The 24,314-nt window shown below is 71.3% G+C and carries 24 protein-coding genes; 17 read left to right on the top strand and 7 right to left on the bottom strand.

Annotated elements, in window-relative coordinates:
• Positions 1–451 precede the first annotated feature (451 nt).
• The 5 genes from ACTOQ3_RS34060 (at position 452) to gndA (ending at position 6,944) form a co-directional block, all read left to right on the top strand.
• Positions 452–1,171 carry an ABC transporter ATP-binding protein gene (locus ACTOQ3_RS34060; protein ID WP_440087589.1) on the top strand — a complete coding sequence of 240 codons (720 nt, stop codon included), beginning with the start codon at positions 452–454 and terminating at the stop codon, positions 1,169–1,171.
• On the top strand, positions 1,168–1,986 hold the full coding sequence (locus tag ACTOQ3_RS34055; RefSeq protein WP_440087588.1) for an ABC transporter permease: 819 nt from the start codon (positions 1,168–1,170) through the stop codon (positions 1,984–1,986). The genes ACTOQ3_RS34060 and ACTOQ3_RS34055 overlap by 4 nt, the downstream gene beginning before the upstream one ends.
• A gap of 156 nt (positions 1,987–2,142) precedes the next feature.
• The gene (locus tag ACTOQ3_RS34050; protein ID WP_440087587.1) at positions 2,143–3,444 is read left to right on the top strand and encodes a glycosyltransferase family 4 protein; all 1,302 of its coding nucleotides are present in this window, start codon (positions 2,143–2,145) and stop codon (positions 3,442–3,444) included.
• A gap of 66 nt (positions 3,445–3,510) precedes the next feature.
• Positions 3,511–5,217, top strand: a complete 1,707-nt coding sequence (locus ACTOQ3_RS34045) for a protein kinase domain-containing protein (RefSeq protein WP_440087586.1) — start codon at positions 3,511–3,513, stop codon at positions 5,215–5,217.
• A gap of 296 nt (positions 5,218–5,513) precedes the next feature.
• On the top strand, positions 5,514–6,944 hold the full coding sequence (gndA, locus tag ACTOQ3_RS34040; protein ID WP_440087585.1) for an NADP-dependent phosphogluconate dehydrogenase: 1,431 nt from the start codon (positions 5,514–5,516) through the stop codon (positions 6,942–6,944).
• Between the two features lie 98 nt (positions 6,945–7,042).
• On the opposite strand, the gene ACTOQ3_RS34035 is transcribed toward gndA, so the two are convergent.
• Positions 7,043–7,648 (bottom strand): TetR/AcrR family transcriptional regulator, encoded by a 606-nt coding sequence (locus ACTOQ3_RS34035; protein WP_440087584.1) that lies wholly within the window; start codon positions 7,646–7,648, stop codon positions 7,043–7,045.
• A gap of 72 nt (positions 7,649–7,720) precedes the next feature.
• Between ACTOQ3_RS34035 and ACTOQ3_RS34030 the strand changes: the two genes are divergently transcribed.
• The 5 genes from ACTOQ3_RS34030 to ACTOQ3_RS34010 all read left to right on the top strand — a co-directional run bounded on the left by ACTOQ3_RS34030 (position 7,721) and on the right by ACTOQ3_RS34010 (position 12,987).
• Positions 7,721–7,945 (top strand): hypothetical protein, encoded by a 225-nt coding sequence (locus ACTOQ3_RS34030; protein ID WP_440087583.1) that lies wholly within the window; start codon positions 7,721–7,723, stop codon positions 7,943–7,945.
• A 119-nt stretch (positions 7,946–8,064) separates the two neighbouring features.
• Positions 8,065–8,850 carry a hypothetical protein gene (locus tag ACTOQ3_RS34025; RefSeq protein ID WP_440087582.1) on the top strand — a complete coding sequence of 262 codons (786 nt, stop codon included), beginning with the start codon at positions 8,065–8,067 and terminating at the stop codon, positions 8,848–8,850.
• Positions 8,851–8,878: 28 nt separating this feature from the next.
• On the top strand, positions 8,879–10,006 hold the full coding sequence (locus tag ACTOQ3_RS34020; RefSeq protein ID WP_440087581.1) for a hypothetical protein: 1,128 nt from the start codon (positions 8,879–8,881) through the stop codon (positions 10,004–10,006).
• A gap of 130 nt (positions 10,007–10,136) precedes the next feature.
• Complete coding sequence (locus ACTOQ3_RS34015; RefSeq protein WP_440087580.1) at positions 10,137–11,606, top strand: hypothetical protein; 1,470 nt, start codon at positions 10,137–10,139, stop codon at positions 11,604–11,606.
• 85 nt (positions 11,607–11,691) lie between these two features.
• Positions 11,692–12,987, top strand: a complete 1,296-nt coding sequence (locus ACTOQ3_RS34010; protein ID WP_440087578.1) for an AAA family ATPase — start codon at positions 11,692–11,694, stop codon at positions 12,985–12,987.
• Between the two features lie 15 nt (positions 12,988–13,002).
• Here ACTOQ3_RS34010 and ACTOQ3_RS34005 read toward each other — a convergent pair whose 3' ends face one another.
• Together ACTOQ3_RS34005 and ACTOQ3_RS34000 are read right to left on the bottom strand one after the other, a co-directional pair.
• Complete coding sequence (locus tag ACTOQ3_RS34005; RefSeq protein ID WP_440087576.1) at positions 13,003–13,956, bottom strand: GNAT family N-acetyltransferase; 954 nt, start codon at positions 13,954–13,956, stop codon at positions 13,003–13,005.
• 130 nt (positions 13,957–14,086) lie between these two features.
• Positions 14,087–15,661 carry an MDR family MFS transporter gene (locus ACTOQ3_RS34000; RefSeq protein ID WP_440087574.1) on the bottom strand — a complete coding sequence of 525 codons (1,575 nt, stop codon included), beginning with the start codon at positions 15,659–15,661 and terminating at the stop codon, positions 14,087–14,089.
• 135 nt (positions 15,662–15,796) lie between these two features.
• Here ACTOQ3_RS34000 and ACTOQ3_RS33995 point away from each other — a divergent pair, with 135 nt between their 5' ends.
• The 4 genes from ACTOQ3_RS33995 (at position 15,797) to ACTOQ3_RS33980 (ending at position 17,980) form a co-directional block, all read left to right on the top strand.
• Positions 15,797–16,348, top strand: coding sequence for a TetR/AcrR family transcriptional regulator (locus ACTOQ3_RS33995; protein ID WP_440087572.1), 552 nt, complete (start codon positions 15,797–15,799; stop codon positions 16,346–16,348).
• Positions 16,345–16,662: a DUF4031 domain-containing protein gene (locus tag ACTOQ3_RS33990; RefSeq protein ID WP_440087570.1), complete on the top strand. Its 318-nt coding sequence runs from the start codon at positions 16,345–16,347 to the stop codon at positions 16,660–16,662. The genes ACTOQ3_RS33995 and ACTOQ3_RS33990 overlap by 4 nt, the downstream gene beginning before the upstream one ends.
• Before the next feature lie 32 nt (positions 16,663–16,694).
• The gene (locus ACTOQ3_RS33985; RefSeq protein ID WP_440087569.1) at positions 16,695–17,240 is read left to right on the top strand and encodes a type 1 glutamine amidotransferase domain-containing protein; all 546 of its coding nucleotides are present in this window, start codon (positions 16,695–16,697) and stop codon (positions 17,238–17,240) included.
• A gap of 212 nt (positions 17,241–17,452) precedes the next feature.
• Positions 17,453–17,980, top strand: a complete 528-nt coding sequence (locus ACTOQ3_RS33980) for an ATP-binding protein (RefSeq protein ID WP_440087568.1) — start codon at positions 17,453–17,455, stop codon at positions 17,978–17,980.
• On the opposite strand, the gene ACTOQ3_RS33975 is transcribed toward ACTOQ3_RS33980, so the two are convergent.
• Genes ACTOQ3_RS33975 through ACTOQ3_RS33965 form a run of 3 tightly spaced genes read right to left on the bottom strand, consistent with a single transcriptional unit; the run spans position 17,867 to position 20,571 of the window.
• Positions 17,867–19,309 carry a WS/DGAT/MGAT family O-acyltransferase gene (locus ACTOQ3_RS33975; protein ID WP_440087567.1) on the bottom strand — a complete coding sequence of 481 codons (1,443 nt, stop codon included), beginning with the start codon at positions 19,307–19,309 and terminating at the stop codon, positions 17,867–17,869. The two genes, ACTOQ3_RS33980 and ACTOQ3_RS33975, sit on opposite strands and share 114 nt — an antisense overlap.
• 3 nt (positions 19,310–19,312) lie before the next feature.
• Positions 19,313–19,471, bottom strand: coding sequence for a hypothetical protein (locus ACTOQ3_RS33970; protein WP_440087566.1), 159 nt, complete (start codon positions 19,469–19,471; stop codon positions 19,313–19,315).
• A 29-nt stretch (positions 19,472–19,500) separates the two neighbouring features.
• On the bottom strand, positions 19,501–20,571 hold the full coding sequence (locus ACTOQ3_RS33965) for a PucR family transcriptional regulator (protein WP_440087565.1): 1,071 nt from the start codon (positions 20,569–20,571) through the stop codon (positions 19,501–19,503).
• Between the two features lie 162 nt (positions 20,572–20,733).
• Here ACTOQ3_RS33965 and ACTOQ3_RS33960 point away from each other — a divergent pair, with 162 nt between their 5' ends.
• The gene (locus ACTOQ3_RS33960) at positions 20,734–22,041 is read left to right on the top strand and encodes a serine hydroxymethyltransferase (protein WP_440087564.1); all 1,308 of its coding nucleotides are present in this window, start codon (positions 20,734–20,736) and stop codon (positions 22,039–22,041) included.
• 209 nt (positions 22,042–22,250) lie between these two features.
• Here ACTOQ3_RS33960 and ACTOQ3_RS33955 read toward each other — a convergent pair whose 3' ends face one another.
• The gene (locus ACTOQ3_RS33955; RefSeq protein WP_362849349.1) at positions 22,251–23,351 is read right to left on the bottom strand and encodes an NADH:flavin oxidoreductase/NADH oxidase; all 1,101 of its coding nucleotides are present in this window, start codon (positions 23,349–23,351) and stop codon (positions 22,251–22,253) included.
• Between the two features lie 137 nt (positions 23,352–23,488).
• Between ACTOQ3_RS33955 and ACTOQ3_RS33950 the strand changes: the two genes are divergently transcribed.
• Together ACTOQ3_RS33950 and ACTOQ3_RS33945 are read left to right on the top strand one after the other, a co-directional pair.
• Positions 23,489–23,836, top strand: a complete 348-nt coding sequence (locus ACTOQ3_RS33950) for an ArsR/SmtB family transcription factor (RefSeq protein WP_440087563.1) — start codon at positions 23,489–23,491, stop codon at positions 23,834–23,836.
• A 230-nt stretch (positions 23,837–24,066) separates the two neighbouring features.
• Positions 24,067–24,285 (top strand): DUF2277 domain-containing protein, encoded by a 219-nt coding sequence (locus ACTOQ3_RS33945; protein WP_440087561.1) that lies wholly within the window; start codon positions 24,067–24,069, stop codon positions 24,283–24,285.
• Positions 24,286–24,314 lie beyond the last annotated feature (29 nt).

The following is a 24,314-nucleotide window of genomic DNA, read 5'->3' as shown; positions in this document are numbered from 1 at the left end:
GCTTCATGCACTGGCTTTTAACACACTGTTGAGTTCTCAAGAAACGGACGCGTACACCATCACCCTGACCCGACCAAGTGGTCCGGCAGAACTCCGGGGCGTTCGTTCTGTTTTATTCTGTTCTTTCGTTGTGCCTTTATTCTTTCAGGCCCGCTTTTTCGTGTCAAACCGACCCGATCCGGCTTACCTGTTTCAGAATTTACCGCCTCCCCTTTCGGGGCAACCCGTCTAACTTACTTGATCGTCCGATTCATGTCGAATCGGACCTCTTTGGGGACAAAGATCCCGTAAGGAGAAAGATCGTCAGAGAGGGTTCCGAGGCCCCGGCGTCACCGCCGTCTCCCTCGGGTGCTGGTGAACTTTATGAACCCCGACCCGCGTCGTCAAATCAACCGCGCCACCGGGGGAAAACCGATTGCCCGGAGGGGGTGGCGGCCCGCACGCTGGCGTGGTGGTGATTCTTGAGGCCGTGGCGCTGGCGAAGAGGTTCGGCTCGGTGGCTGCCGTCCAGGAGGTGAGCCTCACCGTCGAAGCGGGCCAGATCGTCGGCCTGCTCGGCCCCAACGGCGCGGGCAAGTCGACGACCCTGCACATGCTCCTCGGGCTGATCACGCCCGACAGCGGAAGCATCCACATGTTCGGCCTGGATCTCGCCGGCAACCGGACCGAGGTGCTCAGCCAGATCAACTTCGCCGCGAGTTACGTCGACCTTCCCGGCGTCCTGCACGTGCGTGAGGTGCTCGACGCCTTCGCCCGGCTGTACGGGGTGCGGAAGCCGAAGGTCCGGGTGGAGGAGGTCATCGAGCTGCTGGACCTGGGACCGCTGCGCCGGCGCCGCGTGATGGAACTCTCCTCCGGCCAGCGCACGCGTGTGCAGCTGGCCAAGGCCCTGATCAACGAGCCGAGCCTGCTCATCCTCGACGAGCCCACCGCCAACCTCGACCCCGACGCCGGCGACCGGATTCGCAATCTGCTCGTCCGGGTGGCCGTCGAGAGCGGGCGCGCGATGCTCATCACGTCCCACAACATGCAGGAGGTGGAGCGGATGTGTCACCGCATCCATTTCATGTCCGAGGGTCGGATCGTGGCCAGCGGAAGCACCACCGAACTCACCGGCGTCTACGGCGCGCAGGATCTGGAAGAGGTCTTTCTCAAGGTGGCGCGATCATGACGATAACCCTTCCTCCGCTCAGCCTGGCCGCGCGCAGGCGGCGGATCAGCGGTGTGGTCTTCCGCGACCTGGCGGCGCTGCGCCGCAGCCCGATCCGGATGTTCGAAATCGTCTTCTGGCCCACGATCGAATTGTTCGTCTGGGGCTTCGTGACATTGTTCCTGCAGTCGCAGCGCGTGCCGTTCATCGCCGCCTTCCTGCTCGGCGCGGTCCTGCTGTGGCAGGTGCTCCAGAAGGCCAGCAACGAGATATCGATAGCGTTCCTCGAGGACATCTGGAGCAGGAACTTACTGAACGTCCAGGTCAGCCCGCTTTCCAATGTCGAGTACGTGATCGGGTTGATCGTGTTCTCGTTCGGCAAGGTCGTCTTCGCCGTCGCGATCATGTCGGGGCTGGCGCTCGGCCTCTACGGTTTCGGCGTGACGAGCATGGGCGCGGGGATGGTGCCGTTCATGGCGCTGCTGCTGGTGATGGGCTGGTCCCTCGGCCTGGTGGGAATCTGCGCGGTGCTGCGGTTCGGCGAGAACGCCCAGGTGATCGCCTGGTCCCTGGTCTTCGTGGCACAGCCGCTGGCCGGCATCTTCTACCCCGTCGAGACGCTTCCCGGCCCTCTCCAGGCCATCGCGGAGTTCATGCCCGCGACCCACGTCTTCACGGGCATGCGAACCGTGCTGAACGGCGGCGCCGTGCCCTGGGAGAGCCTCGCCTGGGCGGCACTGCTGGACGCCGTCTACCTCGTCGCCACGCTCGGCCTGTTCGCGTGGGCGCTGCGCCACGCTCGCGTACGCGGCCGGCTGTCTCGTTTCGGCGAATGACGAACAGCGAACAGCAGGCGACGGGCGACGGTAAATCAAGAGCACCGGGAGGACAAACAGCTCACCGGACGGTGAGCAGGATGTCGTGACGTGCGTGCTTCGGGGAAAGCCGCTCCGGGAAAGTGAGGGAGAGAGCGAGGGGCGGGGGCTCTCAGGATGCCGGGGATCTCGGGGACGTCGGCGAAGATACGCGGACACGCCAGGCGCGCGGCGCTCCGGTTGCTGCGGGCCCGCAACGCGAGGCGGGCGCGGCGCGCTCCGGCCCCCGACACCGGAACGGTCCGTATCCTGCTGCAGCACGCGTACGGGATGGGCGGCACGATCAGGACCGTGCTCAACCTGGCGGGGCACCTGGCGCGCGAACGCGACGTTGAGATCGTCAGCGTGGTCCGGACGGCGAAGGAGCCGTTCTTCCCCATCCCGCCGGGCGTGCGGGTGTCGTTCCTCGACGACAGGACCGGACGGCGGGGGCCGGTGGCACGGCTGCTGTCGCGGCTGCCGAGCGTCCTGATCCCGAGGCAGGAGAACGTCCACCGGGCGGTCTCGCTCCGGACGGACCTGCTCATGGTCCGCTTCCTGCGGTCCATGCGCTCCGGCGTCCTGATCTCCACCCGGCCGGGGTTCAACCTGATCACCGCGCTGTTCGCGCCGCCGGGCGTCATCACCGTCGGCCAGGAGCACGTGGCCCTCGACCTGCACGCGCCGGAGGTCGTCCGGCTCATCAAGCGGCGCTACGGCAGGCTGGACGCCTTCGTCACCCTCACCCAGGCGGACCTGGAGCACTACCGCAGAGCGCTGAAGGCGCCCCCGGGACGGCTGCTGCACATCCCGAACGCCGTGACCGCGCTGGCCGGTGACATCTCGAAGCTGGACGAGAAGGTGGTGATCGCCATCGGCAGGATGGTGCACGCCAAGGGCTTCGACCTGCTGGTCAAGGCGTGGAAGCCGGTGTCGGAGGCGCATCCCGACTGGGTGCTGCGCCTCTACGGGCGCGGCAGGGCCGGGGCCGAGCGAAGGCTCCGCGACAGGATCGAGGAGGCCGGGCTGTCGGACACGATGCTGCTCATGGGCAGCTCGCCGGAGATCGGCGTGGAGCTGGCCAGGTCGTCCATCCACGTCGTCAGCTCGCGCTACGAGGGGTTCAGCATGACGATCCTGGAGGCGATGAGCAAGGGCGTGCCGGTGGTGAGCTTCGACTGCCCGCACGGCCCCGGGGAGGTGATCGTCCACGAGCACAACGGGCTGCTGGTCCCGGGGAGGAAGCCCGCGGCGCTCGCGGAGGCGCTCCGCCGGTTGATCGAGGACCGGGAACTGCGCCGCGAGCTCGGCGGGAACGCCGTGCTCACGGCCTCCGGCTACGGTCTCGACACCGTCGGCGCCCGCTGGGACGCGCTCCTGGCGGAACTCGGCGACGAGCATTCCACCGGTCACGAACGTCACTTGCCTGATCAGGCATAAGGGAATACGTCCCCAATTAGCCGATCAAACTCCGGTAATCTGCCGCTCATCTTCAGGAGGTGGCAGGTGGCCGAATCCGGCGCCTTTGCGGTACCGGGCTACGAGGTGTCCGGGGTGCTCGGCCAGGGCGGCTTCGGGATCGTCTACCGGGCCAGGCAGCTGGCGGTGGAGCGCGAGGTCGCGCTCAAGGTGGACAACCGGGTGCTGGTCTCCGAACGGGACCGGCGCCGTTTCATGCGTGAGGTGACCTCGGCCGGCGCCCTCTCCGGCCACCCGCACGTCGCCCATGTCTACGACGCGGGGGTCCTGCCCGACGGCCGGCCGTACATGGTCCTGGAGTTGTGTCCCGGCGGGTCGCTGCTGGACCGGATGCGGGCCGAGAAGCGGCTGCCGCCGGCCGAGGTCGCCGACATCGGCATCAAGATCGCCGACGCGCTGTCGGCCGCGCACGCCGCCGGGGTGCTGCACCGCGACATCAAGCCCGCCAACATCCTGATCAACCGGTACGGCAACGTGGTGCTCTCCGACTTCGGCCTGGCCACCATGCCGTCCTCGGGCGGCGAGGCGTCGGTGACCCGGGAGTCCCTCACCCCGGCCTACGCCCCGCCCGAGGCGTTCGAGCTGACCGAACCCGCCGCCGCGGGCGACGTCTACTCTCTCGCCGCCACGCTGTACGCGCTGCTTTCCGGGCGCCCGCCGCGCTTTCCCGAGAGCGGCGTGGTCAACATCGCGGTCATCATGGCCCTGCACCGCCTGCCCGTCCCCGAGATCCCGGGGGTGCCACCGGAGCTGACCGCCGTGCTCAGGGAGGCCATGGCCACCGACCCGGCGCGGCGCACCCCCTCGGTGTCCGCGCTGCGCGACGCCCTCACGGACCTGCGCCTGGAGAGGGGCGGTCCGGCCCGCCGGTCCCCTGCACCGCGTCCCGCCGCCTCTCCCCCCTCTCCCTCGGCTCCGGCCTCTCCCCCGGCTCCGGTCGCGGGCCCGGCACGCACGCCGCCGTACGCCGAGCCCCCGTACGCGTCGCCGTACGGCACGCCGGCGGCGCGGGGCGGGCCGGGCGGGGAGGCGGCGCGGTCGCACCTGACGTCACCGGGCCTGAAGGGGCTCTCCAGCACCCGGTCGCCCGCGGCGGCCCCGGCGCATCCCTCCTCGTCGAACGTGCGGGTCTTCGTCGCGGTGGCCGTGGCCTTCGCGATCCTGCTGATGGCCGGGGTCGGGCTCATGTACATCGAGAACCGCGACCAGACCCCGTCCACCGGGCAGCGGTCCGGCCCGCAGGCCCTCCAGAACGCCGGCGAGGACGGGAACGCGGCCCCGGAGGCGGACGCGTCCGCGGCCCGCGAGGTCCCCGAGGTGGCCACGGTCACGGCCGCCTGCCCCGCCGCGGCGGTGGCGGGCGCGGGAGCCGCGTGCGTGGCGGAGCCCGAGTGCTGGGGCAGCCTCGTCGCGATCGCGGACGACGCCACGACCAAGCGGATCGGCTGCGAGGAGTCCCACTTGTGGGAGACGTTCGCGATCGCCCCGCTGCCGCAGGACTCCCTCACCCACGATCTGGCGGCCCTGGAGCGGCATCCGACGGTGAAGAAGGTGTGCACGACGCGGATCATGCTCGCCTCCCGGTACGGCGACGCCCGCAGGATCGGGCAGGCCAGGTGGCGGAGCATGATACTGCCGCCCTCGAAGGAGCAGTTCCAGGGTGGTGCGCGGACCTATCGTTGCCTGGGCGGGGTCCTCGGCTCGGAGGCCCCCGGAACCCTGTTCCGCCACTGATCCCCGAGCGACTCCCGGCTCCGCGCCGGGCTCCCTGCTCCTGTTCCGTCGCTGGCCTCCAGGGGATTCCCGGGCTCCGGTGTCCCTGACCCGCCACCGTCCCCAAAGGCCCTTACGGCCTCGCGTCGGGCTCGGGTCTCCTCCTCTCCGTTCCGCCCGGACGCGGAAACCCCGTGGAAACGGGCGGTTCGCGGATCCGTACGGCGCCGGGATCCTCTCTCCCGGGACCTCTTGACGGCTTTGATCGGCGGTGGGTGCAGACTGGCATCCTTGGACACGACAAAGGAGTGTCAGAGATGACTCAGGCTCAGATCGGTGTGACAGGACTGGCCGTGATGGGGGCGAACCTCGCCCGCAACCTGGCCAGGCACGGGCACTCGGTAGCGGTACACAACAGGTCCCAGCACAGGACCAAGGCACTGATCGAGGAATACGGGGACGAGGGAACCTTTGTCCCCTGCGAGACTCCGGAGGATTTCGTCGCCGCTCTGGAGCGGCCCCGGCGTATTTTGATCATGGTCAAGGCGGGTGCGCCCACCGATGCGGTGATCGAGGAGTTCGCCCCCCTGCTGGAGCCGGGCGACATGCTCGTGGACGGTGGGAACGCGCACTTCCTGGACACGCGCAGGCGCGAGGCGGCGCTGCGCGAGCGCGGCATCCACTTCGTCGGCGCGGGGGTCTCCGGCGGCGAGGAGGGCGCGCTGCTCGGGCCGAGCATCATGCCCGGCGGCTCGAAGGAGTCGTACCAGGCGCTGGGCCCGCTGCTGGAGGACATCGCGGCGAAGGTGGACGGCGTGCCCTGCTGCACGCACATCGGCCCCGACGGCGCCGGGCACTTCGTGAAGATGGTGCACAACGGCATCGAGTACGCCGACATGCAGCTCATCGCCGAGGCCTACGATCTGCTCAGGCAGGGACTCGGCCGGACCCCGGCGGAGCTCGCGGACATCTTCGCGGAGTGGAACGAGGGCGAGCTGTCCTCGTACCTGATCGAGATCACCGCCGAGGTGCTGCGCCAGGTCGACGCGACCACGGGCAAGCCGCTCGTCGACGTGATCGCCGACCGGGCGGAGCAGAAGGGCACCGGCCGGTGGACGGTGCAGATCGCGCTGGACCTGGGCGTTCCGGTGAGCGGCATCGCCGAGGCGGTGTTCGCCCGCTCCCTGTCCGGCCACGCGGACCTGCGGGAGGCCGCGCGCGGTCTGCCGGGCCCGTCGGGCGTGCCCGCGGGGGCCGTCGGCGACGAGTTCGCCGAGGACGTGCGGCGAGCGCTGTACGCCTCGAAGATCGTCGCCTACGCCCAGGGATTCGACCAGCTCAGGGTCGGCAGCGCCGAGTACGGCTGGGACCTCGACCTCGGCGCGCTGGCCACGATCTGGCGGGGCGGCTGCATCATCCGCGCCGTCTTCCTCGACCGCATCCGCGAGGCGTACGCGGCGCAGGACAAGCCGGTCACGCTGCTCGCCGCCCCCTACTTCGCCGACGCGCTCACCCTGGCGCAGGACTCGTGGCGGCGGGTGGTGTCGAAGGCCGCCGAGCTGGGCATTCCGGCGCCCGGCTTCTCGACCGCGCTGGCCTACTACGACGGGCTGCGCGCCGAGCGCCTGCCCGCGGCCCTGATCCAGGGCCAGCGTGACTTCTTCGGCGCGCACACCTACGAGCGGGTGGACCGCGAGGGCTCCTTCCACACCCTGTGGTCGGCCGACCGCACGGAGGTCGAAGGCTAGAGCCGGTGACCCCGGGGGCGGCGGATTCCCGCCCCCGGCCCTGGTCCCGGCCCTGCCCCGCTCCCTTGCCCGCCCTGCTCCGGCCCGGTGCCGCGTGTTCAGGGGAGTTCGGGGAGCAGGGCGAACGCGTGGTCGGCGGCGGGGACGGCCGACGGGTGGATCCCCTCGGCCGTCGCCCCCCCGGCCAGGGTCAGCCAGTTGCGCCGGGCCAGCACCCGCTGCGCGGCGAGGACCTGGCCGGCGACGAGCAGCGCGGTGAGCTCGTCGGTGTCCTCGGCGAGCGCGGCGGCGAGAGCCTCCTCGTCGAGGGCCGTGTAGTGAAGCACCCGGGCAGCCAGGCCGGGCGTGGAGAAGACCATCCGGTGGTAGCCGAGCACCTCGGGGTGGTCGTTGAGCCCCGTCACGGGATCGCGCCGGTCGAGCCCGGCCAGGAAGTGCCGGTGCAGCGCCGCCAGCGGCCTCTCGCCCGCCCCGCGCTCGCGGACGACCCGGGCGGCCTCCCCCTGGTGGTCGGAGATGCGGTGCAGGACGAGGTCCTCCTTGGTCGGGAAGTACTTGAACAGGGTCGGTTTGGAGACCCCCGCCGACGCCGCCACCTCGGCGACCGACACCTCGTCGAAGCCGCGCTCCAGGAAGAGCGTGATCGCCGCCGCCGAGATCGCCTCGTGGACCTGCTGTCTCTTGCGTTCCCGAAGTCCTGTCACGCGTTTCAACCTAACAGAAGCGCAACTTGGTCAACATCTTAACCTGGTTAAGATTTTTAGGGGTGAGATGCGATGACCGGCACGGGACTCGACGGCGAGCGGGCCCGCCCGGCGGAACGCGAGGCGGTCATTCGCCGGATGGTCGAGGGCGCGCGGCCGAACGTCGGCGGCGGCGAGCGGGTGGCGGGCGACCGTTACGGCGCCGAGAGGCCGGGCTACCACCTGAGGAGCCTCGCCAGGGAGCTGGACGAACAGCCGGACGGCCCGCCGCTCTTCGGCCACCCCGGCTTCGCCTAGGCGATTTTCACCTTCAATGCACCTTTCGCCCGTTATTGCCATTCAATGACTTGCCCTTTAATGCTGGAATTCGCTGGAATTCAGGGGAGGCTGATGGAACTCCTGTTACGCTCCGGGCCGTGAGTGATTCACTGGACGCGCTGGAACGGCGAATAGCCGACCTCCGCGCCGAGGTGCGACGGGCGGTCAAGGCGAGGGAGAACTCGCTCGCCCGGTCGCTGCGCGGGGATTTACGTAGGGCCGAGCAGGCGTGGGACGCGGCGATAGCCTCCGACATCCCGGCGGCCCCGACGCCGCCACACGAACCCGAGACCTCGCTGCTGCCCATCAGGGAGCAGGTCCACCAGGCACTGACCATGCTGGGCGTGCCGACGCCGGCCAAACTGATCGTGGCGGTGAACGACGCCTTCTTCTCCCGCGAGCTGCGCGGCTCCCAGCTGACCAGCCTGCGGCGCGACGAGGAGCGCTCGTTCCGCGGCGACCCCTACGCCAGGCCGTACTACCTGTGCGCCGCGCTGACCGACCGCCTCTCCCCCGCCCGGGGGCTGCTCGCCGACAGCACGTGGCCGCCCGAGCTGCGGGTGCTGGGACCGCTGAGCCCGCGCGTCGACTTCCTCACCTCGGCCGTGCGCGTCGCCGAGCAGCTGACCCGGCTGGCGGAGCCGCCCCCGGGTGCGGTGCGGCTGCTGTCACGGATGGCGCAGAACATCCCGGGGGCCGTCGAAGGATTCGCCCCGGCCGACCCGGCGACCGCGATCCGCGCGGCGCGGGCCGAGCTGGAGGTGCACCTGGCCGCCGACTCCGCGCAGCGGGCCGAGGTGGCGGCACGGGCGACGAGGCAACTACCGGACGTGGAGCGCCTGTTCGGCGCCACCGCGATGAACACCTTGAGGGGGGCCTGTTGAAGACCAGGCTGGACGGGGAGACCGGCTCATGAACAAGCTCAGGGAGAGGTCCTTCCCGAACAGGCTTGACGAGCTGCGCGGGCCGATGCCGTCCCGCCCGCACGACGCGCGGGCCATCGCGGCGCTCGCCGCCAACCCCGGCTGCGCGCGCCGGGCGTTGATGGACGCCGCCGGTGTCGACAAGGACCTCACGGCCCGGCACGTCGGCTTCCCCGCGCCGTTCGGCCAGTCCCAGTTCGCGATCAGCCGTGGCAACGTGTTCGAGGCGCTGGTGAAGGAGAACGGCTGCGCCGAGCTGCTGCGGCTGCTGCGCGAGCTGCTCGGCCTGGCCGTCGCCCAGGTCGGCTACCAGGACGTGGAGAGCGTCGGCTCCCACCTGCGCCACTCGCACACCCGGGCGCTGATCGACCGCGCGGCGCGCGAGGACGACGGGACCGCGGTGTTCTACGACCATCCGCTGTTCAGCCTGCAGATCGCCGGGCACACCTCCTACCTGGAGCCGGACGTGGTGGCCTTCCAGATCGGGGGACGCTTCCACATCGTCGAGATCAAGTCGTTCGGCATGATCGACGGCCAGGCCGAGCCGGACAAGGTCGCGGCGGCGACGCGGCAGGCCGCGGTCTACGTCCTGGCGCTGCGCACGCTCATGGCCGACCTCGGCCACGACCCGCAGCGTGTCTCCCACGACGTGGTCCTCGTCTGCCCGGAGAACTTCGCCAACCGCCCGACGGCGGCACTGGTCGACGTGCGCAAGCATCTCTCGGTGCTCACCCGCCAGCTCACCCGGATGACCAGGGTCGAGCATCTGCTGGAGGGCCTGCCCGGCGACCTGACCTTCGATCTGGCCCCCGGCGAGGACGGCGTGCCGACCCGCTCGGCGGAGGAGCTGGCCCAGGCGCTGCTCCAGGTGCCCGCCCGCTACGCGCCCGACTGCCTGTCCACCTGCGACCTGTGCATGTTCTGCCGTCACGAGGCCCGCGCCTGCGGGTCCACCGACCTGCTCGGGCGCCAGGTACGCGACCAGCTGGGCGGCGTCTCCGGCATGGACGAGGCGCTCGGCCTGGCCGAGGGCACCCGCGAACCGGCCGAGGGACAGGAGGAGATCGCCCGCCTGCTCCGGCTGGCGAACCGGCTGCGCGAGGAGTCGCTGCGGTGAGGACGGGCGCATCGGCCGCACGGGACGTCACCACGGCGGATACCCGCGAAACGGCCGCACGAGACGTCACCGCGGCGGAGACCGGCGCAACGGGCCCGGCCGGGTCCCCGAGGCGGACGGGGGGCGGCAGGTGAGCACGCTGACGGCGCTGGCGCAGCTGCGGGCCGTCAGGGACGGCGTCGCGCAGCGGATCACCACGGTCCGGCACTGCCACATCTCCGCCCAGCCGATGGTGCTCATCCCGCTCAAGCTCGCGGGCGAGGCCGCCGCGCCGCTGGCCGCCATGGTGGGCACCGACCCGGGTCACCCCCGGCTGCTCATCGTTCCCCAGCCCCGCAACCGGGACCTGCGGTTCGCCTTCGCCGCCGGGCTGGCCGAGGTGCTGCTGCCGTACATCGAGGGGTTCGAGAAGAGCACCGAGACGGTCGAGCGAAGAGGCGGCGAGCCGTACGAGCGATGCCTGGACGCGCCGCAGATCCTGGTGCCGAACCGGCCGGCGGCCTCGTTCGCCGGGCTGCTTGGCCGGTCCACCCGGTTCCGCCGGGCCGACGGCCCCTACCCGGTGCATCCTTCGGTACCGCTGCTCGGCCGGTGGCTGACCTACTTCGGCGACCGGTCGCGGCAGCCGGGCTCCTCGGTGCTGCTCGCGGCCACCGAGGCGCTGAGCCTGCACTGGGCGACCGGGCAGAGCGGGCTGGAGGACGCCAACCTGGCGGCGCTGCTGGGGTGGATCGATCCGCCGCCGGGAATGTCCGGACGCCGGGCGGCCGAGGAGGCCGAGGACCCGCTGCTCTGGCCTCCGGCCGGTCCCGCCACCGACCCCGGCTTCGACAACGAGGTGCTCGGCCCCGCGATACGCGCCTACGAGGAGGCGCCGACCGATCGCGCCGTCGACCGGATCGCCCAGGCGCTGCGCACCCAGCTCGACCCCACCTGGCGGCTGATGTGGCGGAGCGTGGACCTGCTGCGCTCCCTGCCCGAGGGGTCACGGGTGAAGGACCGCTGGGAGATCGACCGCGGGTCGTTCACCCGGTTCGTCGAGCGGATCGCCGAGGGCGGGCCGCCGCAGGCGCGCAGGGACGGGGCGGTCGGCGCCGCCGCGCGACTGGCGGGCCTGGAGCGGGCGCGGGCGAGCTACGACGTGCAGCGGGCCCACGACGACCCGCTGCTCATGGCCGAGTACCGGCTGAGCGGCGAGGCCTTCGCCGGGACGGTGACGTCCGCCGACCCCGAGCACAGCGAGGGCGAGGGCCGCTCGCGCAAGCTCCGCCCCCTGATCACGGTGCGGACCGGCGACCCGGTGCGGCTCGCTCCCGGCACCACGGTCGGCAGCCCCGACCGGCGCGGCCACGCCGCCGAGATCGTCGAGATCGCGGACGGGGAGATCACCCTCAAGGTCACCAAGGGGATGGGGCGGGGCAGGACACCGGCCCCCGGCTCGGTGCCCGAGCCGGGCGAGCGGGTCTCGTACACCTCGCTGACCGACGACTTCCAGTCGTCGGCGGCGCTGCCCGACCCGGAGCAGACGCCGTGGACCCACGGCGGGCCCCCGCAGGAGTACGAACCCAGTGACGACGACGCGCAGGAGGAATGGTTGTGAGCGTTCACCGGACCCCGCGTCGCCGGGCGGTGTCCCGTCCGGTCGCGCGCGCTCCTCGCGGGGCGGGCCGCGACGGGGGTGCGGCATGACCCCGCAGCAGGAGGCGGCGGCCGTGGTGGAGGCCGTGCTCGCCGACCTGCCCCGCCACCGCGGCGTGGTCGTGGACTCGCCGCCGGGCGCGGGCAAGTCCACGCTGGTGGTGAAGGCCGCCGGGCACATCGCGGAGACCGGCGAGCCGCTGATGATCGTCGCCCAGACCAACGAGCAGGTCGACGACCTGGTGGAGCGGCTCGCGGCCGGGCACCCCGACCTGCCGATCGGCCGCCTGTCGGCGAGCGGCTACATCACGCCCGCCCGCATCCTCGCCCACCCCAACGTCTCGGTCGCGGGCAAGCTGCCCGACCTGGGAGACCCGGCCGTGGTGATCGCCACCGCCGACAAGTGGGCCTGGATCGGCGACCGCACCTGGCCGTGGGCCATCGTCGACGAGGCGTACCAGATGCGCTCGGACAAGCTGCTGCGCATCGCCTCGCTGTTCGAGCGGGCGCTGTTCGTGGGCGACCCCGGCCAGCTCGACCCGTTCTCGATCGTGGACGGCGACCGCTGGGCGGGCCTGTCGTGGGACCCGGTGCAGAGCGCGGTCTCGGTGCTGCTGCGGCACAATCCCGACCTGCCGGTGCACCGGCTGCCGGTCTCCTGGCGGCTGCCGGCGTCGGCGGCGCCGGTGGTCTCCGAGGCGTTCTACCCGTTCACCGGCTTCCGCGCCGGGACGGGCCCCGACGACCGGTCGCTGGAGTTCACCGTGAACGGCATGCGCACCTCCCACGACCGGGCGCTGGAGGAGGCGGCGGTGTCGGGCTGGGCGCTGTACGAGCTGCCGAGCCGCCACACGGTGCGCACCGACGCGGAGGCCGTGGCGGCGACCGCGCTCCTGGCCACGCGGCTGCTCCAGCGGGGCCCGGTCGCGCACTCCGAGCGCGGCAGCCATCCCGTCACGGCCGACCGGATCGCCATCGGCGCCGCGCACCGCGACCAGGTCGCCGCGATCAGGGCCGCCGGAGTGCCGCCGGAGATCACGGTGGACACCGCCAACCGCCTGCAGGGCAGGGAGTACGACGTGACGATCGTGCTCCACCCGCTCTCCGGGCGCCGCGACGCCACCGCGTTCCATCTGGAGTCGGGGCGATTGTGCGTGCTCACCTCCCGGCACCGCCACGCCTGCGTCGTGGTGGCCAGGGCGGGCATTCCCGAACTCCTGGACGCCCACCCGTCGTCCGAGCCGGTCCAGCTCGGCGTGCCGGTGAAGTTCCCCGACGGCTGGGAGGCCAACCAGGCGGTGCTGGCCCATCTCTCCAAGCACCGGGTGACCCCGGACGGATGACCGCTCTCCGCGCGGTCAGATCGTGCGCCGCCAGACGTCGATGGCCAGCACCTGGCGCATGCCCACCGAGAGGTAGAGGTCGAGGGCGGGCGTGCTGTTGTTGGCGTCGACGTGGAGATAGGTGCCGGCCCGCCCGCGGCGTGCGTCGTCGGCGAACGCCCCGCGCAGCATGAGCCGGCCCAGGCCCCGGCCCCTGAAGGCGGGGAGTACGGCCAGCCGGCGCACGTAGCCGCAGTTCTCGTCGCCGAGGAAGGCGTTGGTCCCCAGCAGCATCGCCACGGGCTCGCCGTCGAGGCGGGCGACCGTCAGCTGGGCCCAGTCGGTGCTGACCGAGGAGTCCAGCTCGCCGTACCACTCGTCGTAGTCCTTCGGGGTGAACCCGAAGTGCTCGGCGAAACCGGCCTGCTCCACGGCGTGGCCCTGGCGGCGTACCTCCTCGGTGAGCCCGTGGTGCACCGTCGTCCCGGCCGGGAGCTCGGGCCGGGGCACCGTCCCCTCGTGGTCGGCGCGGAGCCGGATGAAGCTGGTGGCGGCGGAGAAGCCGCGGGCGGCGGCGACGGCGCGCTTGCCGCTGTCCTCGCGGTAGAGGCCGATGTCCACCACGGCCCGGTCGTGACCGAGTTCGGCGGTGATCTGCCTGGCCCGCTCGGTCACGGTGTCCCAGAGCGGGCCGGTCAGGTCCGGCGTGGCGGGGTGCACGACGACGTCCACGTCGACGTTGTCGCCGCCGCCCTTGCGGCAGGCCCAGGCCCACGCCACCAGCCGCCCGGTCTCGTCGTGGACGAGCCAGCCGTCGGACTCCGCGTCGAAGGAGGAGTCGTTCAGCTGGTCGGCGACGTCGTCCAGGGTCATGTCGGCCTTGCCGATCACCTGGGTGTCGCAGAGCGAGATCAGCTCGTGGATCTCGCGGGCGTCGCCGGCCAGCGGCCGCCGGGTGACGTACCCGGCGGCGGGGGTGGTTGTCTTCATGCCCCCATCGTGGCGGGGGCGGCTTGGGGATCGCTGGGCCGGGACTTGGGGCCTGGGGCCGGCCGGCCCCCAGGCCTCGGCGAGCCGGTCGGCCGGGCACCGGGGTCTGGGCCTCGCACCGGTCGGCCGGTCAGTCGAGCGCCGGGACCGGGGTCTGGGCCTCCTCGGACGCCTCGGGCCCGCCGCGCAGCGGGATCTCCTTGATGAAGGCCGCCAGCAGCGGCACCAGGACGGCGAACAGGATCGCCCACCAGAAGACGCTGGAGACGGACTCGGCCAGCGACTCCAGGAAGCCGACCCGCACGTTGGCGGGCATCTCGTGCAGCGCGGCCGGGTTGAACTGGGCGCCTCCCGAGGCGAGCCGCTCGCCCGCGGCGCCCAGCTTGCTCTCCAGGCTCGAGGTGAGCTGGTTGTTGAAGACCGCGCCGAACAGCGAGACGCCGAACGATCCGCCGATGGAACGGAAGAAGGTCGAGGCGCTGCTGGCGACGCCGAGATCCTTCTGCTCGACGCTGTTCTGGGCGATCAGCATGGTGGTCTGCATCAGGAAGCCCATGCCGAGGCCGAGCACCGCGATGAACACGCCGGTCTGCCAGGCGGGGGTGTGGACGTCCATCAGGGAGAGCAGCCACATGGCGAGCGCCATGCCCGCGCCGCCGACGATCGGATAGATCTTGTACTTGCCGGTCCGGGTGATGGCGCGGCCGACGAAGAGCGAGACCACCATGGCGGCGCCCATCATCGGGAGCAGCAGCAGGCCGGAGTTGGTGGCACTCGCCCCCTGGACGGTCTGCTGGAACAGCGGAAGGAAGTTGATCGCGCCGAACATGGCGAAGCCGAGCAGGAAGCCCACGCCCGAGATCAGGCTGAAGTTGCGGTCACGGAAGACGTTGAGCGGCAGGATGGGCTCGGCGACGCGGCGCTCCACCAGGACGAACAGCACCAGCGTGACGACGGCGAGCCCCGCCAGGCCGAGGATCTGCCACGACCCCCACTCGTACTCGTTGCCGCCCCAGGTGGTGATGAGGACCAGCGCGGTGATGCCGACCGAGAGCAGGGCCGCGCCCAGCCAGTCGATGCGGTGCTCGGTACGGAGCTTGGGCAACTGCAGCTTGACCACCAGCAGGGCCAGGGCAACGAACCCGACGGGCAGGTTCACGTAGAAGGCCCAGCGCCAGTCGAGGTGGTCGGTGATGAACCCGCCGACGAGCGGGCCCGCGATCATGGCGAGCGACATCACGGCGGCCATGATGCCCTGGTACTGGCCGCGCTCGCGGGGCGGGACGAGGTCACCGATGATCGCCATCGCGTTGACCATGAGGCCCCCGGCCCCCAGGCCCTGGAGCGCGCGGAAGGCGATGAGCTGCGCCATGCCGTCGGACGGCCCGCCGAGCATCTCGGATCCGGCCATGCCGCAGAGCGCGGAGCCGATCATGAAGATGACGATGGAGGCGAGGAAGATGCTCTTCCTGCCGTACAGGTCACCGATCTTGCCCCAGATGGGGGTCGAGACGGTGGTGCCGAGCACGTAGGCGGTCACCACCCAGGACAGGTGTGTCAGCCCGCCGAACTCACCGACGATGCGGGGCAGCGCGGTGCTGACGATCATGTTGTCGAGCATGGCCAGGACCATCGCGAGCATCAGGCCCGGCAGCACCACCATGACCTCGCGACGCCGCGCCGGCGCGGCCGCGGTCTCCTTCACTTCTTCGCCCCCTGTTTGAAATCCTTTGGAGATCGTTGTGGATCTTCCTTACTTGCCGACCGGCTAGCATCGGCTATGCTGGAATGTAAGCCGCTTACTTGCCGGCCGTCAAGTTGATTTCTCGGTAAGGGAACCATGAGGGAACACGCCGACACACGGACGCGCATCCAGGAGATCGCCCTGAAGCTCTTCACCGAGCAGGGTTACGAGGCCACCTCGCTCCGCGAGATCGCGGAGGCCCTCGGCGTGACCAAAGCGGCGCTTTACTACCATTTCAAGACCAAGGACGACATCATCGCCAGCCTGGCGGAGGACCGGGTGAGGGCGATCGAGGAGCTGGTCACCTGGGCCCGTTCCCAGCCGCGTACCGACGAGACGCGCGAGGAGCTGATCCGCCGCTACTCCCACGACCTGTACCGGGGCAGGCACCGCGAGGTCATGCGGTTCTTCGAGCGCAACCAGACCTCGCTCAAGAACCACCCGACGATGGAGAAGACCCGCGAGCGGATGTTCGAGCTGCTCGCCTTCCTCGTCGACCCGGAGGATCCCCTGTCCACCCAGCTGAGGCACTCGATGGCCCTGTTCGCGCTGCACGCCTCGCTGTTCATGCTCAGGGACGAGTCGATCACCGACGAGGAGCGCCAGGCCGCCGCCCTGGAGGTCGCGCTCGACCTCGCCCGGCGGTGAGCGTGCTCATCGACCCGCCCAACTGGCCGGGTCCGCGCGACCTGCTGTGGTCACACCTGGTCAGCGACAGCTCGACCGGGGAGCTGCACGCCTTCGCGGAGCTGCTCGGCGTACCGCGCCGGGCGTTCGACCGCGACCACTACGACGTTCCCGAGACCGTCTACGAGCGGGCCGTCGCGCTGGGCGCCGAGGCCGTGTCCTCGCGCGAGCTCGTCACCCGGCTCATCGCCTCCGGCCTCCGCCGGCGCAAGGTCCGTCCCGGTACCGACGGTTCCGGCATGGATCCCGACTCTTCGGGCATGGCATCCCTTTGATGACATCACCGCACGTCAACGGAGGAGACGACATGCTGAACGGCAAGACGATCGCGTTCCTCGTGGCCCCGGAGGGCATCGAGCAGGTCGAACTCACCGAGCCCTGGCAGGCCGTCAAGCAGGCGGGAGGAACCCCCAGGCTCATCTCCACCGAGCAGGGTCAGGTCCAGGGGTTCAACCACCTCGACAGGGCCGACACCTTCCCGGTGGACGCGACGGTCGAGGAGGTCTCCGCCGCCGACTTCGACGGGCTGGTGCTGCCGGGCGGCGTCGCCAACCCCGACTTCCTGCGGACCGTGCCGGAGGCCGTCGGCTTCGCGAAGGGGTTCTTCGACGCGGGCAAGCCGGTCGCGGCCATCTGCCACGCGCCCTGGACCCTGATCGAGGCGGACGTCGTGCGCGGCCGGAAGGTCACGTCCTGGCCGAGCCTGCGGACCGACCTGCGCAACGCCGGGGCGACCTGGGAGGACCACGAGGTCGTGATCTGCTCCGCGGGCCCGAACACCCTGATCACCAGCCGCAAGCCCGACGACCTCAAGGCCTTCTGCCAGGCCGCGACGGACGCCTTCTCGGGCTAGCGTCATCGATCATCCAAGCCGGGCGGGGGTCTGCGACCCCCGCCCGGCGGACGTTCCGCGCCCGGAACGAATCCTCCGCACATCCGATTACCTGTCACGTATGCAGCACTTTGCCATGCGTTGCCGTATTCCAGGGACACGATCACCCATCCCCGATTAGGAAGGGTCGCCCAGGGCAAAGCTTCTACACATCGCTGCGAAAGGAGGGGACTGTGGAGGCCACGATCGCGTTGCGTCTGCCGCGTGACGCCGCGAGTGTTCCCGTGATCAGGCAACTTCTCGACTCCTCGCTCCAGGCCCTGGGCGTGGTGCCGCAGATTCGCGAGGACATCCAGCTCATGCTCTCGGAGGCGTGTTCCAACGTCATCCAGCACGCCACCCCCAGTGACGACTACATGGTCAGCACCGAGCTGACCAGGGACCGCTGCGTGATCAAGGTGGTGGACGCCGGCAACGGCTTCGACTTCTCGGAGACCGCCTCCCCCGCCCCCACCTCCGAGCACGGCCGGGGACTGCTGATCATGCAGGCCCTGGCCGACGACATCCGGTTCGTCAAGCGGCAGGAGCGGGGCTCGATCGTCTGCCTGGAGAAGACCCTGCGCTTCGTCGAGGACGCCCCCGGGCTGTCACTGCTCCTCAACGAGGAACTTGAGCTCCAGGAGGGCGTCCCTGAGATAGTCGGTGACGGTCCACACGTCGGGGACCATCTCCCTGCAGGCGATCACGCCGACGTCAAGTGAGCCGTCGTAGGAGAAGACCGTGATGTTGATGCCGCCGCTGGCGTCGGTCACGACGGAGACGGGGTGGTACGAGAGCAGCCTGGCGCCGCTCACGTAGAGGGGGAGCTGCGGGCCGGGCACGTTGGAGATCACCACGTTGATCGGGCCCGCGCTGCCGGCGAACAGGTTGAAGGCCGCGCGGGAGGCCAGACCGGTCAGCGCGGAGGGCATCATGTCGCTGAGCTGCTGGAGCCAGCGCGCCGGGGCGAGCGACGAGCGGTCCTTGATCAGGCGCATGGCGTCCCGTACCGCCATCAGCCGTTCCACCGGGTCGGCGATCTGCGTCGCCAGAGTGGTGATCATGATGCTGACCTGGTTGCCCGTGCTCTGGTCGCCGGGGACGCGGAGCGAGAACGGCACCCCCGCGACGAGGGGCTGCTCGGGCAGCGCGTCGTGCTTGAGCAGCCACTGGCGCAGCGCCCCGGCGCACAGGGACATCACCACGTCGTTCACCGTGACGCCGAAGGCGTTCTTGACCAGCTTGACGTCCTCCAGCGGCAGGGTGGTGTAGGCGAACCGCCGGTGCGCGCTGATCCTGCCGCTGAAGGGAGTCCGGGGAACGGTCATTCGGGGCATGGCGGGCACCTCGGCGGCCCCGGATCCGGACAGGTAGGTGGCCAGGTCCCTGGTGAGCCGCGAGACCAGCCCCGCCCCGGGCACCTGGGAGATCAGCGGGATCTCGTCGAGGTGCGGGACGGCGTTGATCAGGAACCGTACCGTGTTGGCCGGGTTGACGACGGCCTTGGCCAGCCCCCTGACGACCATCTCCCCGGTGTCGATCTCCTCCTCGGGCTCGGCCGCGGGTGCCAGCCGGACCTCGACGGGCTCGGGTGAGGTGTCCAGCAGGCTGGCCAGCACGTCGGCGCCGGTGACGCCGTCGACCGCGGAGTGGTGGACCTTCATGTAGAGGGCCGTACGGTCGCCGCGGAGGCCGTGGATCAGATACATCTCCCAGAGCGGGCGGCGCCGGTCCAGGCGGCGGGCGTGCAGCCTGGCCACCTGCTCGCCCAGTTGCTTGTCACTGCCCGGCCTGGGCAGCGCGATCTCGCGCACGTGGTAGTCGAGGTCGAGCCGGGAGTCCTCGGTCCAGTACGGATGGTCAAGGCCGAGCGGGACGAAGGCGAGCCTCATCCGGAAGGGCGCGGCCAGGTGGAGGCGGTGGGCCAGCAGCGACACCAGGTCGCCGCGCGACAGCCCACCGGACAGGATCGCGAGTCCCCCGATGTTCGCGACGTTCGTCGAGGTCTCGAAATTCAGGAACTGCGTGTCCACCGCACTGAGTTGCCGCACCGTCTACCTCCGGGATGTCGTTCTCCCATCCTGCTCCCGCGAGGTCCCCAGAGCCAAAGCGGCCAGCGCCACCAGGAAGACCACGGACACAAGGATCAACGACAGCGGGATGAGCACGAGTACGACGATGACGGTCATGATCTCGCTGATCAACTGCGGCACCGGAGAGCTGTGCCCTGATTACCCGGCCGTTACACCGCGTTCCAGCGACAGAGCTTCAGCGCGAGATGGAGTTCTAACCTGTGGGTTCCGTTCTTGAGGTTGCGGCCGGCCAGCTGCTCGATTCTGGCGAGGCGGTAATAGAGGCTGGTGCGGTGCAGGTGCAGCTGTCTGGCGGTCTCCTGCGCGTCTCCCCCGCTGTCGAGATAGGTCTCCAGGGTGACGAGGAGCGCCGGGTGCTCGCGCAGCGTGTCGAGCGGGCCGCCCGCCGAACCCGGCCTGCCGGTGAGCGGCTCGGCGAGCAGCCGGTAGACGCCCAGGTCCGGCCAGTGGGCGACCGGCCGCAGCGTGCGTTCCGCCGCGGCGGCCCTGGCCGCGGTGAGCGCCTCCTCGTGCGCCCGTACGACCGACTCCAGCCCCGGGTGCGACGCGCTGACCCCGACTCCCACCCGGATCCTGGCGGCCAGCCGCTCTCCCAGCGCCGTCGCGTCCTCGCCGCGGTTCAGCAGCAGCACGGCGTGGCGGTCCAGGATCGTGAAGGCCGGCGGGCGGCGCACCCTGGCGAGCTCGGCGCCGACCGCCTCGCGCAGGCCGTCCGGGTCGCCGCGCAGCGCCAGGACGCGCAGCGGCCCCTCGCCGAGCACACCCGCCGCACGCCGCACGCCGATCTCGCCGATGAGCAGCTGGCTCAGGGTGTGGGAGCTGCCGCCGTCGTCGAGCAGGGCGGCGATCGCGGCGGCGTCGCGTACGGCCCTGTCCCGCTCCTGCGGGTTCAGCGGGCCATGTCCCTCGATGATCCAGAGGTAGCCGACGCGGCGGTCCTGGTGGAGCAGGGGCACGCAGAGCCGGGCCGCCATCCCCAGATCAGGATTTTTCGGGATCCGCACCGGATCGCGGGTCGCGGCCACCCCGTGCGCCTCCTGCCAGGCGCTCACCTCCGCGGGAACGGACCGCGAGAGGATGGCCTGGGCCCTGACCTGATCGACCTCCCCGTGGTGGGCGCTGTGCGCGACGACGCGGCCCTCCAGGTCGTCCACGGACATGCCCCTGCCCACCGCCATGGCCAGTGATTCCAGCAGGTCCTGGACATCGTCCGCTATCACGGTCCGATCCTACATATGTAGGAAGTATCTCCGGCGTCGGAACGATGACTCGATCTGGCGCGAGCCGTAGCGTCGCACTTGTTCATTTCGGGGAGTCCGCCTCGCGAGAGGCGGGGAGTCCGTCTCGTGAGAGCCGTCCGATCGCCCGGTGAAAGGAGCCTCATGGAGGAGCGCAGCCGCGTCGCCCCGTGGGCGCCCCCGCGGGCACAGCTGCGCCTGGCCGAGCTCGAGGCCGAGGTGGACGGGCTGGGACTCGACGCGGTCACCCGGCTGGTCGAAGCGGTGCTGGCCGAGCACCGCGGCCGCCTCGACGAGGACGGCGTGGTCCTGTACGCGGGCACCAACACGATGAGCGCGCGCGCGAGGGCCGCGCACGAGATCTCCCTGGGCTGCCGCCCGTCGATGGGCTGGCCCGGGGACAAGCACCAGACCGGCCTGGACGAGCTGGACGTGCTGGAGGTGCTCGCCCCGCTCCAGGTCGCGGCGCTGATGGGCGGCGAGTTCGCCGAGGTGCGGCTGCAGAGCGCCACCCTGGCCAACCTCGCCTGCTACAGCGCGTTCGCCCGCCCCGGCGACACGATCGCGGTGCTGCCGGAGACCGCCGGGGGCCACGCGAGTCACCATGCCCAGGGCGCCGCCGGGATCCGGGGCCTGCGGGTGGCCGGCCTGCCCTACGACGCCGGGCGGCTCGACGTCGACCACGCGGCCCTGCCGGCGTTCCTGCGCGAGCACCGGCCCGCGCTGGTGGTGATCGGCGCGAGCCTGATGCTCTTCCCGTACGACGTCGCGGGAGTGCGGGCGGCGTGCGACGAGGTGGGGGCCCTGCTGGTCTACGACGCCTCGCACGTGGCCGGGCTGATCGCGGGCGGCCGGTTCCAGCGGCCGCTGGACGAGGGCGCGCACCTGGTGACCATGTCCACCTACACGTCCTTCGGCGGCCCGCCGGGGGCGGCCGTCGTGACCCGTGACGAGGATCTCGCCCGCCAGGTGGCGGCGGCCGCCTATCCCGGCCTGACCGCCAACTACGACGCCTCACGGCTGGCACCGCTGGCCCTGGCCGCCGCCGAGCACGCCGCGGGAGGTTCCGGGTACGCCGACCGCTGCGTCGCCAACGCCGGGGCGCTGGCCGCGGCGCTGGACGGCGAGGGTTTCACCGTGGCCGCCGCCCACCGGGGCTGGACCGTCTCGCACCACGTGGCGGTGGACGCCGCCGCGTTCGGCGGCGGGGACGAGGCCGCCCGGCTGCTGGCCGAGGGCGGCGTCTATCTCAGCGGCGTCCACCTTCCCGGGCAACCTCCCGGTGAGCCCGCGCGGGGCCTGCGGATCGGCACCCAGGAGGTGACCCGCCGCGGCTTCGGCCCGGGGACCATGGGCGAGGTGGCGACCCTGATGCGCCGCCTGCTCATCGACGGCCAGGCTCCCGCCGCGGTCCGCCGGGACGCGGTGGCCCTGCGCCGCGCCACCCCATGATCACGGACCGGCCCGCTCGACCCCCGGGGGTTCGCCCCCTGGCGGGCCGGTCCGCCCAACGCCGCTCCCCCTGACAGGCGGACCGGCCCGCGTCCCCCCTGGCGGACCGGTTCGCCGCCTTCCGCCCCACCCGCGCGCGTCGCCTCATCCGGACGGGTCACCTCCCCGCCCGGCGGCGGGAACGCGCGCGGGTGGCGGCTGGAACCGGGTCAGACCGCGCGGTGGTACTGGTCGGGCCAGCGGGCTCCGGCGGAGCCGAGCTCACGGGCGGCGAGGTTCGGCCAGTAGGGGTTGCGGAGCAGCTCGCGGCCCAGCAGGACGGCGTCGGCCTGGCCCGAGGCGATGATCTCCTCGGCCTGCCGGGGCCGGGTGATCTCACCGACCGCGCCCACCGGCAGGTCGGTCTCGGCCTTCACCCTGGCCGCGTACGGCACCTGGTAGCCGGGCCCCGCGGGGATGCGCGCCCTGGCGACGTTGCCTCCGGTCGAGGCGTCGAGCAGGTCGACCCCGTGGGCGAGCAGGTCCTTGGCGAAGCGGACGGTGTCATCCGCGCTCCAGCCCTCGCGGTCGTCGGCGGGGTCCTCCGCCAGCCAGTCGGTGGCCGAGATGCGGAAGAAGAGGGGAAGCTCGTCCGGCCAGACCGCGCGGACCGCGTCGACGACCCGGAGCGCGAAGCGGGTGCGGTTCTCGTACGAGCCGCCGTACGCGTCGGTGCGGTGGTTGCTGAAGGGCGACAGGAACTCGGCGATCAGGTAGCCGTGCGCGCCGTGGATCTCGGCCACCTGGAAGCCGGCTTCCAGCGCCCGCCGCGCCGCGGCGGCGAAGTCGTCCACGATCCGGTCGATGTCGCCGGCGCCCAGCTCCGTGGGAGTGGGGTGGACGTCGCTGAAGGGGATCGGGCTCGGCCCGACCGGCTGCCAGCCGTGCTCGCCGGGGCCGGTGGGCGCGCCGCCCTGCCAGGTGCGGCGGGTGGAGGCCTTGCGCCCCGCGTGCGCGAGCTGGATGCCGGGCACGGCGCCGTGCTCCAGCAGGAAGCGGGTGACGCGGGTGAACGCCTCCCGCTGGCGGTCGTTCCAGATCCCGAGGTCGGCCGGGCTGATGCGTCCCTCCGGCGCCACCGCGGTGGCCTCGGTCAGGATGAGCCCGGCGCCGCCCACCGCGCGGGCGGCCAGGTGGGACAGGTGCCAGTCGGTCGGCACTCCCTGCTCCGGTCCCTCGACCGCCGCGGAGTACTGGCACATCGGAGCCATCCAGACCCGGTTGGGGATGGTGACGGACCTCAACGTCAGGGGCTCGAACAGGGCGCTCACGGCCGTACTCCTTCTCGGGAGGGATCTCGGGGACGGCGCCCCGGCTTCACATCTAATACGATAGTCTACGTACTACGAAAGATGTCAAACTACGATCACCTTCGTACAATCGAGTCGACCCACAGAAGGGACCCACCGTGTCGACCGCGTCCGCCAGGGCTCTGGAGCACCCCGCGTGCGGGGAGATCCGTCTGGAGGGCGTGCTGCACGCCCTGTCCGACCCGATGCGCCTTCAGATCGTGCGCTTCCTGTGGCAGCTGGAGGAGGACGAGGAGGCCCCCTGCTCGGCGATCGAGCTGGCGGTCACCAAGTCGACCACCACCCACCACTTCCGGGTGCTGCGCGAGGCGGGCGTGATCAACCAGGCCTACCGGGGCACGGCCAAGATGAACGCGCTGCGCCGGCGTGACCTCGACACGCTCTTCCCGGGGCTTCTCGGCGCCATCCTGGCCGCCGACGCGATCCAGTGCGAGCGCGACGGCTGACCGCCGGCGCGCCCCGGCGGGCGGCGCCTGGCCCCGGCGTGACCGGGGGCCGGACCCGGTGGTTGCGGCGCGATCCGGCGGCCGGATCGGACGTTTCCGGCGCGATCCGGCATGATCCGTCGTGATCCGGGTGGTTCCGGCAGGGCAGGACGTGCCCCGCCGGGTGGTTCCGGCGAGACCGATCGGATCGGGCGGATCGGAAAAGCCGCGAGACGGAGTACCGTCCTGTCATGTGCCGGAGTATCAAGACCCTTCGTGAGCCCTACGCCAGCGACGTGACCGACGACGACGTGCGAGCCGCCGCGCTCCAGTACGTCCGCAAGGTGTCGGGGTTCCGCTCCCCGTCGGCGCGCAACGCCGAGGCCTTCGAGCGGGCCGTCGAGGCGGTGGCCGCCGCGACCCGCACCCTGCTCGACGACCTCCAGCTGAAGCACGTCTCCCAGGACTGACCCCGGACGACCGGAGCCGGCGGAAGACG

This window comes from Streptosporangium sp. LJ11 (assembly GCF_051918945.1).
Lineage (GTDB): Bacteria > Actinomycetota > Actinomycetes > Streptosporangiales > Streptosporangiaceae > Streptosporangium.
The sequence above is the reverse complement of the archived record's forward strand: the minus strand, read 5'-3'. Positions and strand labels throughout refer to the sequence as shown.